Annotated in this window: 15 protein-coding genes; 7 read left to right on the top strand and 8 right to left on the bottom strand. The window is 34.6% G+C overall.

The window, feature by feature from the left end:
- Window positions 1-16 precede the first annotated feature (16 nt).
- Genes ligA through F6U93_RS12670 form a run of 3 tightly spaced genes read right to left on the bottom strand, consistent with a single transcriptional unit; the run spans window position 17 to window position 3,350 of the window.
- Window positions 17-2,017, bottom strand: coding sequence for an NAD-dependent DNA ligase LigA (gene ligA, locus F6U93_RS12680; RefSeq protein WP_150940389.1), 2,001 nt, complete (start codon window positions 2,015-2,017; stop codon window positions 17-19).
- Window positions 2,017-2,862 (bottom strand): peptide chain release factor N(5)-glutamine methyltransferase, encoded by an 846-nt coding sequence (gene prmC / locus F6U93_RS12675; RefSeq protein ID WP_150940387.1) that lies wholly within the window; start codon window positions 2,860-2,862, stop codon window positions 2,017-2,019. Before prmC ends, ligA begins: the two co-directional genes overlap by 1 nt.
- Entirely contained in the window at window positions 2,859-3,350 is a 492-nt protein-coding gene (locus F6U93_RS12670; protein WP_150940385.1) for a GNAT family N-acetyltransferase, read from the bottom strand. Before F6U93_RS12670 ends, prmC begins: the two co-directional genes overlap by 4 nt.
- Window positions 3,351-3,403: 53 nt before the next feature.
- Between F6U93_RS12670 and F6U93_RS12665 the strand changes: the two genes are divergently transcribed.
- From F6U93_RS12665 to F6U93_RS12650, 4 genes are read left to right on the top strand one after another with little or no spacing between them, the layout of a single operon-like run.
- Window positions 3,404-3,859: a hypothetical protein gene (locus tag F6U93_RS12665; RefSeq protein ID WP_150940383.1), complete on the top strand. Its 456-nt coding sequence runs from the start codon at window positions 3,404-3,406 to the stop codon at window positions 3,857-3,859.
- A 2-nt stretch (window positions 3,860-3,861) separates the two neighbouring features.
- On the top strand, window positions 3,862-4,866 hold the full coding sequence (gene ribD / locus F6U93_RS12660) for a bifunctional diaminohydroxyphosphoribosylaminopyrimidine deaminase/5-amino-6-(5-phosphoribosylamino)uracil reductase RibD (RefSeq protein WP_150940381.1): 1,005 nt from the start codon (window positions 3,862-3,864) through the stop codon (window positions 4,864-4,866).
- Window positions 4,859-5,470, top strand: a complete 612-nt coding sequence (locus F6U93_RS12655; RefSeq protein ID WP_150940379.1) for an HAD family hydrolase — start codon at window positions 4,859-4,861, stop codon at window positions 5,468-5,470. Before ribD ends, F6U93_RS12655 begins: the two co-directional genes overlap by 8 nt.
- A gap of 9 nt (window positions 5,471-5,479) precedes the next feature.
- Window positions 5,480-6,100, top strand: coding sequence for an IMPACT family protein (locus tag F6U93_RS12650; RefSeq protein WP_150940377.1), 621 nt, complete (start codon window positions 5,480-5,482; stop codon window positions 6,098-6,100).
- 127 nt (window positions 6,101-6,227) lie between these two features.
- On the opposite strand, the gene F6U93_RS12645 is transcribed toward F6U93_RS12650, so the two are convergent.
- The gene (locus tag F6U93_RS12645) at window positions 6,228-6,629 is read right to left on the bottom strand and encodes an acyl-CoA thioesterase (RefSeq protein ID WP_150940496.1); all 402 of its coding nucleotides are present in this window, start codon (window positions 6,627-6,629) and stop codon (window positions 6,228-6,230) included.
- A gap of 191 nt (window positions 6,630-6,820) precedes the next feature.
- On the opposite strand from F6U93_RS12645, the gene dnaA reads away from it, so the two are divergent.
- From dnaA to F6U93_RS12630, 3 genes are all read left to right on the top strand, one after another.
- Window positions 6,821-8,248, top strand: a complete 1,428-nt coding sequence (dnaA, locus tag F6U93_RS12640) for a chromosomal replication initiator protein DnaA (RefSeq protein WP_150940375.1) — start codon at window positions 6,821-6,823, stop codon at window positions 8,246-8,248.
- A gap of 12 nt (window positions 8,249-8,260) precedes the next feature.
- Window positions 8,261-8,719 carry a low molecular weight protein-tyrosine-phosphatase gene (locus F6U93_RS12635; protein WP_225312693.1) on the top strand — a complete coding sequence of 153 codons (459 nt, stop codon included), beginning with the start codon at window positions 8,261-8,263 and terminating at the stop codon, window positions 8,717-8,719.
- 104 nt (window positions 8,720-8,823) lie between these two features.
- On the top strand, window positions 8,824-9,534 hold the full coding sequence (locus F6U93_RS12630; protein WP_150940373.1) for an SAM-dependent methyltransferase: 711 nt from the start codon (window positions 8,824-8,826) through the stop codon (window positions 9,532-9,534).
- Between the two features lie 7 nt (window positions 9,535-9,541).
- Here F6U93_RS12630 and F6U93_RS12625 read toward each other — a convergent pair whose 3' ends face one another.
- From F6U93_RS12625 to dapF, 4 genes are all read right to left on the bottom strand, one after another.
- Window positions 9,542-10,198 carry a peptidoglycan-binding protein LysM gene (locus F6U93_RS12625; RefSeq protein WP_150940371.1) on the bottom strand — a complete coding sequence of 219 codons (657 nt, stop codon included), beginning with the start codon at window positions 10,196-10,198 and terminating at the stop codon, window positions 9,542-9,544.
- Between the two features lie 622 nt (window positions 10,199-10,820).
- Window positions 10,821-11,864, bottom strand: a complete 1,044-nt coding sequence (gene mltG, locus F6U93_RS12620) for an endolytic transglycosylase MltG (protein WP_150940369.1) — start codon at window positions 11,862-11,864, stop codon at window positions 10,821-10,823.
- Window positions 11,865-12,389: a GNAT family N-acetyltransferase gene (locus F6U93_RS12615; RefSeq protein ID WP_150940367.1), complete on the bottom strand. Its 525-nt coding sequence runs from the start codon at window positions 12,387-12,389 to the stop codon at window positions 11,865-11,867.
- Window positions 12,386-13,159 carry a diaminopimelate epimerase gene (gene dapF, locus F6U93_RS12610; RefSeq protein ID WP_150940365.1) on the bottom strand — a complete coding sequence of 258 codons (774 nt, stop codon included), beginning with the start codon at window positions 13,157-13,159 and terminating at the stop codon, window positions 12,386-12,388. Before dapF ends, F6U93_RS12615 begins: the two co-directional genes overlap by 4 nt.
- Between the last annotated feature and the right edge of the window lie 71 nt (window positions 13,160-13,230).

The following is a 13,230-nucleotide window of genomic DNA, read 5'->3' as shown; positions in this document are numbered from 1 at the left end:
TAATGATAATTTTACACTAAAAATTGATTTTTCGCAAGAATTCTTCCTCACTAAGAATTTCAACACCTAGTTTTTCAGCTTTATCTTTTTTACTCGGCCCCATATTAGCGCCAGCAACAATGTAGCTAGTTTTTGATGAAATAGAACTACTCACCTTTCCGCCGTTATCTTCAATCAGTTTTTTGAGTTCGTTTCTTGAAACTTGCTCAAAAACTCCTGTTACCACAATGATATCTCCTTGAAGTAATTCGGTTTGTCCTTCTAGTTGCGCTTCAGACATCTGTAATTGCACACCAAAAGCTTTCAAACGGTTTATCGTTTCAATATTTTCTTCGGAAGCAAAAAACAAACACACACTTTCAGCTATTTTAATACCAATTTCATCAACCGCAACTAATTCTTCTTGAGAAGCTTCGATAATAGCATCAATATTTTTGTAGTGTTTAGCCAATTTCTTAGCCACCGTTTCACCAACATAGCGAATTCCTAAAGCAAACAAAACACGTTCAAAAGGAATATTTTTAGATTGCTCTATACCTTCAACTAATTTCGCCGCGCTCTTTTCAGCCATACGTTCCAACGGAATAACTTGTTCCTTAGTTAATTCGTATAAATCGGCATAATTTGAAATCAAGCCTTCATTTACTAAAAGCGCTACCGTTTCACCTCCTAAGCCATCAATATCCATGGCTTTTCTAGAAATATAATGCTGAATACGGCCTATAACTTGTGGTTTACAACCATTATAATTCGGACAATAATGCTGCGCCTCCCCTTCTTGGCGTATGAGTTCAGTATCACACTCTGGGCAATGGGTAATATAAATTGTTGGTTCTGAGTCTAACGGGCGTTTGGTTAAATCAACTCCTAATATTTTAGGAATAATTTCCCCTCCTTTTTCCACATACACTTCATCACCAACACGAATGTCTAATTTTTCAATCTGGTCTGCATTATGTAAAGATGCTCTTTTAACTCTTGTTCCAGCAAGTTCCACAGGTTCTAAATTCGCCACAGGCGTAATGGCACCTGTTCGACCAACTTGATAGCTAATGCTATTTAATTTTGTTGACACCTGCTCTGCCTTAAACTTATAAGCCATAGCCCAACGTGGTGCTTTGGCGGTATACCCTAATTCCTCTTGGTGTTGTAAATTATTCACTTTAACAACCACCCCGTCTGTTTCATAAGGTAAATTATGACGGTGCTCATCCCAGTAGTTTACAAACTCTAAAACTTCGTCAATTGAATGAGCCAATTTAGCAGCATCTGGCACTTTAAATCCCCAAGCCCTGGCTTTTTCTAAACTTTGCATTTGAGTCTCGATATTAAGCTTTGAACCTGTAATATTATAAAGCAAACACTCTAACGGACGCTTAGCAACTTCAGCACTATCTTGAAGTTTTAAACTTCCCGAAGCCGTATTTCTAGGATTACGATATGGCTCTTCACCTATTTCCACACGTTCTTCATTCATTTTGATAAAGCCTTCAAAAGGCAGCACAATTTCACCTCGAATATCAAATTTAGGCGGGTAATCACCCGTTAACTTTAAAGGCACCGATTTAATGGTTTTAATATTAGCCGTCACATCATCGCCTTGGAATCCATCTCCTCGAGTTACTGCTTTGACAAGCATACCATTTTCATATGTTAAACTTATAGAAGCACCGTCGTATTTTAATTCACAGGTATATTGAATAGCACCATCAACCATTTTTTTAACACGAGCCTCCCAATCTTGCAAATCTTCTTTAGAATACGAGTTATCTAAAGAATACATACGATGCTCATGCACTATGGTATCAAAATTCTTAGTTACCTCGCCACCTACACGTTGCGTTGGTGAATTGGGGTCAAAATACTCTGGGTGTTTTAATTCTAATTCTTGAAGTGTTTTCAGTTTTAAATCAAAATCGTAATCTGAAATTTCCTTTTGATCTAATACGTAATAACTATAATTATATGCGTTTAATTCATCACGCAGTTTTTGCAATTCTTGTTCCACTGTATTCATTAATTCTTTACCCCTTTTATCATTCTATCTTTTCTAAAGATATCTTGTTTTAATTCTATATTAGAAAATTGATGTTTCTGTAATAATCGAATCATTTCATTTCCTAAAAACTCATTAATTTCAAATAATAGCTTCCCTTTATCCACTAAATTATGTACAGAAAATTCAGTAATAGCCTTATAAAATTGAAGCGCATTGTCGTCTTTCACAAAAAGTGCTAAGTGCGGTTCATTTTCAAGCACATTAGGCTTCATGAGTACCTGCTCCTTTTCCCTAACATAAGGCGGATTAGAAACTATGATATCAAATTTCACATCCTTAACCGCTTCTGTTTTTAAGATATCAGCTTCAATAAAGGAGACGTTAACGTCATTTAATCTTGCGTTTTCCTTAGCCACCTCAAGCGCTAACGAACTCACATCTAAAGCATAAACTGAAGCATTTTTAAAGTATTTAGCTAATGAAATCGCTATACAACCACTACCCGTGCCAATGTCTAAAATATTGATTTTGTCAGTTTCAGTATTATGTTTTAAAATCCACTCCACCAACTCTTCGGTTTCCGGACGCGGAATTAATACATTCTTATTCACCTTAAACGGTAAACCGTAGAATTCAGTTTCCCCAATAATATACTGAATAGGTTTTTGATTTTTAAGCTGTTTTAAAGCCTTTTGAATAGCCGAATCATCTTCAATTTCTAGCTCTGTGTCCATAGCCAAATCTATACGTGACACTTTATAAAACACATCAATTAGCATGTAAAAGAAACTATTAACTTCTTCTGTAGCATAAAACGCATCCAATTCCTTATGAAATTGTTTTTGTATATCTTTTAGTCTCATAATTCTTTTATCATCCAAATACCACAAGCATGGTGTCCGGTATTTCCTAGTGCCGATTCTAAATGCTGAAAGCCATTATCTTCATAAATACGAATAGCGGCTTTTAATTGAGGTGCTGATTCAATATAACATTTTTTATAACCAAATTCACGAGCTTTTTTGATACAGTTTTGAATTAAAGTACGCCCCAGACCTTTGCCTCTAATTTTTGGCGTAAAATACATTTTTTGAATTTCACATATCTCATTTTCATAACCGGGTAAGGGTTTTAAGCCGCAGCCTCCACATACTTCACCATCATATTCTATCACATAATAAATATTACTCTCGCCTTGATAGCCTTTAAACATTTGTGAAGTTTCAGGATCGGTATAAGCCGTGCCTTCTAGCGGAATTTCAAATTCATAGAAACAGTTTCGAATAACTTGCTCGATTTGAGCATCATCCTGAACTTCAATTTCTCGAATAACTATAGTATCTTTACCCACTTTAATGACTAATTTTGAATTAGTGAAGATACGCCAAATCACAAAAAATTGAAATGAAAAAGCTTATAATCTTATCAACAATATTTCTCACAGTAATAAGCTGCGCCGTTAGAGAGAAGCCTGAATTTCTTGGCGTAAAAAACATTGAAATCTCAGAACATAACTCAGAATACATCACCATAAACGCCGAGGCCCTTTTTAAAAACCCAAATGATATTGGTGGTAAGCTTATTACAAACGGACTAAAAGTTTATGTAAACGACAACGACATAGCCACTATTAATGCTGCAACCTTTGATGTGCCTGCGCATAAAGAATTTAGCATTCCCTTAACTTCAAAAATACCTACAGATAGTTTATTAACGAGTAGAAATATAACTAGCCTCATCGGAAGCTTATTAAGCAAAACCATTAAAGTGCAATATAAAGGTGATATAAAATATAAAGTTTTTGGCTTTTCAAAAAGCTATGATATCGATAAAACCGAAAACATTAAAATCAAACTATAAGCTTGCACACGCACGAACATTACATAAAACGCTGTATTGAAATTGCTAAAAATGGTTTAGGAAATACTAGGCCGAACCCCATGGTAGGCGCCGTGATTGTAAACAACCACAAAATCATAGGTGAAGGTTTTACGAGTCCGTATGGCGGAAATCACGCCGAAGTTAATGCCATAAATTCAGTAGAAAACAAAGCGCTTTTAAAAACATCTACCATTTACGTCACCTTAGAGCCTTGCTCTCATTACGGAAAAACACCACCTTGTAGTGATTTGATTATTAAAAATCAAATTCCGAATGTAGTTATTGGTTGTATTGATGACAACGAACAAGTTGCTGGCAAAGGCATTGCAAAACTCAAAAACGCCGGTTGCAAGGTTACTGTTGGGATTTTAGAAGAAGCTTGCAAAAAACACCACAAACGCTTTTTTACGTTTCATAACAAAAGGCGTCCATATATCATTTTAAAATGGGCAGAAACCCAAAATGGTTATTTGTCACCAGAGAAAAAAGATGAACAAAAACCTGTTTGGATTACAAATACCTATTCCAGGCAACTGGTTCATAAATGGCGTACCGAAGAACAAGCCATTTTAATCGGTACTAAAACCGCTCTAGATGATAATCCGAGTTTAACGGTAAGAGATTGGACAGGAAACAACCCGACTCGTATTGTTATTGACCGCGAAGAGAAACTCCCAAAGACACTGGCCGTTTTTAATAATCAAGCAGAAACGATTAGCATTTCAAATAAAAACATAGACTTTTCAAAACCTTTAGCTCAGCAAATTTGTAAAGTTCTTTTTGAAAACCAAATTAACTCCGTCATTATTGAAGGCGGTGCTAAAACGCTTCAAACCTTTATTGACGAAAACATTTGGGATGAAGCCCGAATTTTCAAAGGCCCTGTTAGCTTTATTAGCGGAACGAAAGCACCAAAACTTGACGGAAAATTAACTTCCGAAGAAAAAATAATGACCAACACCCTTAAAATTTACAGCAATGATTAAAACGATTATATTCGATTTTGGAAACGTATTCATCAATTTAGATATTCCTGGAGCACAACAATACGCTTTTGAAACCCTTGAAATTGATTCTTTTTCCGAAGAAATCATGGGATTTAATAGCTTCTATGAACAAGGACTTATTTCTACCGATGAATTTTTAGATTTTTATGCTGAAAACTTCCCGAAGCTTTCTAGAGAAGACCTTAAAGACGTTTGGAATCACATGCTGAAACATTTTCCGCCAAAGCGTTTAGAGTTTATCAAAACTCTTAAAGATTCCGGTAAATATAAACTCATCTTACTAAGTAATACCAACGAACTTCATATCGATTATATTAAAGGACAGGTTAACTTTTTTGATGAATTTAAAAATTGTTTTGATAAATTTTACCTGTCACACGAAATCAACTTAGCAAAACCCAACTACGATATTTTTGAATTTGTTTTAGAAGAAAACAACCTTAATGCTGAAGAGTGCCTTTTTATAGATGACAATAAAGACAATATCATTAGTGCAAAAGCTTTAAACTTTAAAACTTGGCACATCAATCCAGAAACTGAAGACGTTTGCACACTGTTCGAAACCAAAAGCAACTTATTTTAAAAACCATTTTTGATAGAAAACGACACATACCAAACCATTACCGAATCTCCTGAGCCTACATTATTCAAAGAGAAAAACAGCAAGTTTTTTGGTTACGCCTTTCATGTTAAAACGGAAGACGATGTTAAAGACTGTTTAGCTGAAGTCAAAAAAGAACATCATTCGGCCAGACACTGGTGTTACGCTTACCAACTAGGCACCGAAACTATTTCTTATCGTGCAAATGATGACGGCGAACCCAGTAATTCGGCTGGCATGCCCATTTACGGACAAATACAATCTTTTGATGTCACTAACATCTTAATTATAGTAGTTCGTTATTTTGGTGGTGTTAAATTAGGTGTTGGCGGATTAATAAGCTCTTACAGAACTTCTGCCCAACTCACCCTAGAGGCTTCAAAAATTGTTAAGAAAACCATCAATATTGATTATCTCATCACTTTTGATTACAAAAACATGAATACAGTAATGCGGATCATTAAAGAGAAGCGCTTGAACATCACGAATCAAAAGTTGGAAATGAATTGCCAAATCACCATTTCGATTAGAAAAAAGGAAGCTGGTGCAATTTTTGAGATTTTCAACAATCTTTATGAAATAGAAATAAAAGAAATGGAGGTTGACAAGTAAATATTGACCGTTCGATCACAGTTGAGAATGTTTCATTATAAAAAAACTCAAATGCGCTCGATTTCAAATCCTATCCATTTATAATTCGATTTAAAAACTTTCTTTAAATAGTTTTTCTTTAAAAAAATTAAAATGCATCAATAGCATCTAAAATATATTTTGGTGGTCGCGTTGGTTTATTTGTTTTTTTATCTATGAACACCAAAACAGTACTTGCCGTTGTTAAAATTTCACCTTGTTCATTGGTAATTTCATAGTCAAATTCAATCTTGACAGAAGGCCTTTTGTTTAGTTGAGTTTTAACATGAATTACATCGTCATAACACGCTGATTTTTTATAGTTTAAAGCCATAGAAACAACAGGGAGCATCACACCATCTTCTTCCATTTTTTTATAAGACACGCCAATCTTGCGAAGCCACTCAATACGCCCCATTTCTAGGTATAATGGGTAGTTTCCGTGATACACCACCCCCATCTGATCTGTTTCGCCATATCGCACTCTTATTTGTATTTCATCGAATTTCATCACCATAATTAAATATTTTTTTGTAGCTTCGGCTAGAGGTTAAACATGAGGAAAAAAATCTAAATATTCAATAGTAATTGATTTTTTTTTTAAGATTTTTGTTCACATATTTGCTGCACTATTAAAGGGGGTGCGAAAAGTTCGTTTTTCGCTTTTTTCTAAACTAACAATTAAAAACTATTTTAACAAAAATGAGTGTAACTGCGCAATCGGTATGGAATAACTGTCTTGATTTTATAAAGGATAACATCCAACCGCAAGCTTACAAAACATGGTTTGAACCTATTGTAGCAGTAAAGTTAACAGGCACTGCATTAAGTATTCAAGTACCAAGTAAATTTTTCTACGAATGGCTTGAAGAGCATTATGTAAAAATCCTTAAGGTATCACTCACTAAAGAGTTAGGAGAAACTGCCAAATTGGTTTACATTATTAAAATGGAAAACACCTATGGCAACAAACAACCTTTTACAGAAAAAATTCCAAGTTCAAATCGATCAGCTGTAAAATCACAAAATGTTGATATTCCACTTAACAACAAAAGTCCAGAATTACGCAATCCATTTGTAATTCCAGGGATTAGAAATGTAAAGATTGAATCACAACTGAACCCGAATTACAGTTTCGATAATTTCCTTGAAGGCGACTCAAACCGTTTAGCTCGTAGTGCAGGATTAGCGGTAGCCGCAAAACCAGGAGGCACATCTTTCAATCCTTTATTGATTTTTGGTGGTGTTGGCTTAGGAAAAACACACTTAGCACATGCTATTGGTGTAGACATCAAAGATAAATATCCAGAAAAAACGGTTCTTTATATTTCAGCTGAAAAATTCACGCAACAATATATTGATGCTGTAAAGAAGAATAACAGAAATGATTTTATTCATTTTTATCAAATTATTGATGTTTTAATCATTGACGACGTGCAATTCCTTTCAGGAAAAACGGGAACTCAAGATGTTTTCTTCCATATATTCAACCATTTACACCAAAACGGAAAACAAGTTATTTTAACCAGTGATAAAGCACCGGTTGACATGCAAGATATTGAGCAACGCTTATTATCTCGTTTTAAATGGGGATTATCAGCAGAGTTACAAAACCCGGATTTTGAAACCCGTGTTTCTATTCTGAAAAATAAATTATATCGCGATGGTGTTGAAATGCCAGAAGATATTATTGACTACGTTGCTAAAAACATCAAATCAAACGTTCGTGAACTGGAAGGTGCTATAATTTCATTAATTGCACAGTCTTCTTTCAACAAGAAAGAAATCACCATTGATTTAGCACGCGTGATTGTAGAGAAGTTTGTGAAAAATACCAAACGCGAAGTTTCTATAGATTACATTCAAAAAGTAGTCTCTGATTATTTCCAAATGGATATTGACACTTTACAGTCTAAGACTAGAAAACGTCATATTGTACAAGCCAGACAATTAGCTATGTTTTTCGCTAAGAAATATACCAAAGCTTCGCTAGCAAGTATTGGTTCACAAATAGGAAAACGTGACCACGCCACTGTTCTACATGCTTGTAAAACAGTTGACAACTTATCTTCAACAGATAAACAGTTTAAGAAATATGTTGAAGACATTACAAAAAAACTTTCTGTTTAAAACTTTTTCATCATGACACATATACTGATGGTTTGCTTGGGAAACATTTGCCGTTCTCCCCTAGCTGAAGGTATCCTAAAGTCAAAATTACCTTCTGAAGATTTTACTATAGATTCTGCAGGCACTGCCAGCTATCATATCGGTTCTGCTCCAGACAGACGTTCTGTTGCCGTAGCAAAAAAGCACGGCTTAAATATTTCAAACCTAAAAGGCCGACAATTTGTAGTTTCAGATTTTGACCAATTTGATTATATTTATGTGATGGACGCTTCAAATTACCAAAACGTAATGGATTTAGCGAGAAACGATGAAGACCGAGCCAAGGTAAACTTTATCCTAAATAAAGTCTATCCAAATGAAAACTTTGATGTCCCAGACCCTTATTATGGTGGAGACGATGGTTTTCAGAACGTATATGACATGCTCAACGAGGCATGCACAAAAATAGCAAAGGATTTGACAACAACTTAACCGTTCAAGGTGCTGAGCTAGCGAAGTGCCCCCCACTTAACTCCTTAACTCCTCCACTACTTAACTACTTAACCACTACACAACTCACTTAACTCCTTAACAAGATGATACCCGGTAAACTCTATTTAATTCCAACAACTCTAGGCGAGAACGACCCGATGGAAGTACTTCCTATAACGGTAAAAAATATCATAGAGCAAACGGACACATTTATAGTAGAAAACGAGAAAACAGCACGACGATTTATTAAGAAAATCTGTCCGGGAAAATCACAACCTTCATTAAAGTTATTTCTACTTAATAAACACACAGATATAAGCGAACTTCCTAGTTTTTTAAAGCCTTGTGAAGAGGGTGTTTCTGTAGGTTTACTATCGGAAGCAGGTTGTCCTGGCGTAGCCGACCCTGGTGCAGATGTAGTTAAAATAGCTCATGACAACAATATTAAAGTAATTCCTTTAGTAGGACCTTCATCTATATTGATGGCTATTATGAGTTCAGGCATGAACGGACAAAGTTTTGCTTTTAACGGCTACCTTCCTATTGACAAAGCACAGCGAAAAAGTGAAATTAAACGTTTAGAGCGCTTATCTTTTGAGCACAACCAATCTCAATTGTTTATTGAGACACCTTACCGCAATAACAAAATGGTTGAAGATTTAGCCACTATTTTAGAACGTAACACTCATGTATGCGTGGCTTGCGACATTACACTGCCTACTGAATTCATTAAAACTCAAACTGCAGAACAATGGAAAAAAAATAAGGTAGACCTTCATAAAAGACCTACCATATTTATAATTCATAAAAACTAAGCGCTTTTTAAATCGCCTTTGCTTTTTTATTAGGTTTAATAAATGAGGTATCGTAACCTGAAAAACGTTTCATATAGTGACCAACTGTTGTTCCGTAGCCATCTGAAAAGTTATCAATACCGTAACTTCTTAAATATTTTTTTACACTTCCAGGACCCGCTAAGTGCGCAGCAGCTAAAATACCAGATTCTGTAACTAAAACACCATTCACACGTTTTCCAACGAAGTTCTTGATATCACGTCTTAAAATCCATTTGTTACGCGCTGTATTCGCAATAAAAGCATTTTCCTGTAATCTCGGGCTATTTAAAAATTCATCGGGATTATGAACCCCTATTAATTTTAATGTCCCTTTACCAAATTGATACTTACCTAAATACCCATAAGTATTCACCACTGAATATTTTCCTCGTGATTCTTTAAAAGCTAAAGCCTCTTTAAAACCAACAAAAGATTTTCCTAAATACGGTGTAAAAATTTCTTCATCGTATTTTTCTGGAGCCGTACTTTCATCTATAACATCTAAACTGACAGTATAATCTAAATCTAAACCCTCAGTAGAATATTTACTAGAATCAAAAGTTTCGTTTGTTTGAAACGAAAAATACAATAGTGTTGATATTGTAAGTGCGATTACTCCTAAACTTCCAATATTTTTTACCATAATTTTAAATTTTTTTGGCGTGGTTTTCATAAAAAAACCACCCTTGAAATTTGAGCCTGCAAAATTAATCTTTTTATTAACAACCTCAAAACTTTTCGTTTAAGTGTTTCATTTTATTGAACAATAGACGAAATACACTCTTTTTTCTTAAGTTTTTAGCATTAAATTCAATCAATTAATAATTATTAATCGTTACTAAAAACCTCTTTTTCATAAAACATTGATTATAATTAAAACTTATAATCAACTAAAAAACAATGTTTTACAAATAAAAAACATATTGAATTATATAAATTAAACGATTCAATACGTAGGTCATTTAGTACTCATGGCACTAAAACAACCATCCTTCAATTTCAATGATTTCACATGGCAAACCTCGTGCCAATAGCGCAATTATTAGTCCGAAAACTGCATTTCACCCATCTAAAATCACTTTTAAACGTCAATTAGCAACTAATCGGCTTCAAATTATATGTAAATTTACCACCAAAAAGAAGAAAAACATACGACATAGGGTGTCATAGTAACACCCTACTCCTATTTAAATGTCTTATACGTTGCATTAGATTAAAATGGATGATTTTAATCTGATCAATGAAAAAAAATGAAAGTTGTATTCCTATTTTCTGATACCCTGAGAAGATAAATAGCGCCAATATTCGGCAGCATATCTATTGTGTTGGGCTAGTGTTTTAGAGAATTTATGAAAGCCTAAACGTTTCGCATCAGCTACAAAGTAAAAGTAATCGTGCTTTTCGTAATTAAGAACAGCATCTATAGCCGTAATATCAGGCATAGCAATTAATCCTGGTGGCAAACCACGATGAATATAAGTATTGTATGGTGAATCAATTTCCTTATGTACATTTAAAACACGTTTAATCACGGTATCCTTATATTCTGGAAGTTGATAAGCGGCATATTTAAGCGTAGGGTCTGCTTGTAAAGGCATGCCAACTCTTATGCGGTTCATATAAACGCCTGCCACTCTAGGAAGCTCTGAAGCTTGTTTAGATTCTTCATGAACAATAGAGGCCAAAGCGATGACCTGATCAACACTTAAATTAATGTCTTTTGCCTTTTTACGTCGTGATGGGTTCCAAAAGGCTTTATACTCTTTAAGCATTCTTTCTCTAAAGCCTTCTGCTGAAGTATTCCAAAAGAACTCATAACTATTAGGTACATACATTCCTAAAGCCGTAGCCGTACTAAAATCATTCTGCTTTAAAAATTCAGAATCTTTCATGGCCTCTATTAAAGACAAACTATCAGCTTCAATTTGTTCAGACACGCGTCCTGCTAATTTTTCAAGACTTTCTTGATTGTTGAACGACAAACGAATAGGCAGGTTTTTGCTTCTTATCGAATTAATAATATCGTTATTATTCATGCCTTTTTTTATCTCATAACGACCAGCTTTAACGTTAGCCATGTATTTTTTCTGTTTGGCTAAATCATCAAAAGCATCAATATCAACCAATAAAGGTTCTAATTGCGCTCTCACCTCTTGATAGTTTGCACCTGAAGGAATGAAAACATAAGCCGATTCGTTATTAAAAGCCGTATTGGGCTTTAGCATGGCTTTATAAACAAAATTTGCAAAAAAAGCAGCGGCAACCAGCCCTAAACCAACAATAGTAAGAAGTATCTTTTTTATGTACATTTAATTATTAATAAGTTGAAATAAGTATTCGTTTTTATAAGCGCCATGTATAAAAGTCCAATCTTTTTTAAGTCCGATGTTCTCAAACCCCTGATTGGTAAATAATTTTATACTGGCTTCGTTATCTTCTGAAATATTACAAAATAACTGGTGTAAATCTAATTGTGTAAAACAATAATCGATAAGTAATTCTAAAGCTTCACTACCAAAACCTTTCGATCTATGATTTGGCTTTTTAACTAAAATACCAACGCCAGCGCGTTTGTTTTTAAAATCAAAATCAAACAAATCAATCAAACCTAGCGCTTCATCTTTATAATTTGAAATCACTAAACGTAATTGTTTAGCCTCATAAATGTCTATATGGGCGTTTTCTAGGTATTGTTTAATAAGATATTTTGAATAAGGGGTTTGCGTACAGCTCAATTCCCAAATGGATTCATCATTTTCAATGTCATGAATAAAGTCCAAATCTTCAGGCTCCAAGGCACGTAAGTAAACGGTATCCCCTTTTAAAGTGATCATATTGTTCCTTCAAAAACATAAGTTGCCGGTCCTATTAACCAAACATCATTGTAAACGCCATTTTCAGCATTAAAACGCACCTCAAGTTTACCGCCTTCAACATTTAAAGTCACATGATTATCCTGAGTTTCACCAGTGGCATGCATCGCTATAGCCACAGCTGTTACTCCAGTTCCGCAAGATAAGGTTTCGTCTTCAACACCGCGCTCATAAGTTCTTACTCTAAAAACTGCATCTGAAACTTTTTGAACAAAATTCACATTTGTACCCGCTTCATTATAAGGTGCACCGTAACGAATACCAGCCCCTTTAGTTTTAATATCAAAATCTTCAATTTGCGATTCAAACTGCACATGGTGAGGAGAACCTGTATTTAAAAACACATGGTTTTCGTATTTTTCAACCACATCAACATCTAGCATTTGTAAATGCACGATACCATTTTCAATCGTAGCATGATGTAAACCATCAATGGCTTCAAAAATGGCTTTATCCGTAATTACCCCCATTTGTTTAGCAAAAGCCACTAAACATCGTCCGCCATTACCACACATGGTACTTTCATTGCCGTCGGCATTGTAATAGACCATTTTAAAGTCATAATCGGGATGATTTTCTAATAAAATAAGTCCGTCTGCCCCTATGCCAAAACGTCGGTCACATAAAAAAGCCACCTGTTTGGTATTATTTTTGTCGAATGTTTGTTGACGATTATCAATCATCACAAAATCGTTTCCTGTTCCTTGGTATTTATAAAAAGTCTGTTGCATAATAGGCCGCAAAGATATGATTTTATACGGTTTTTTTGATTGTTAAATCGCAGTTAAAGTTGAATTCAAAA

The organism is Pseudotamlana haliotis, assembly GCF_008806375.1.
GTDB classification, from domain to species: domain Bacteria; phylum Bacteroidota; class Bacteroidia; order Flavobacteriales; family Flavobacteriaceae; genus Pseudotamlana; species Pseudotamlana haliotis.
This window is presented reverse-complemented; position numbering and strand designations above follow the sequence as displayed.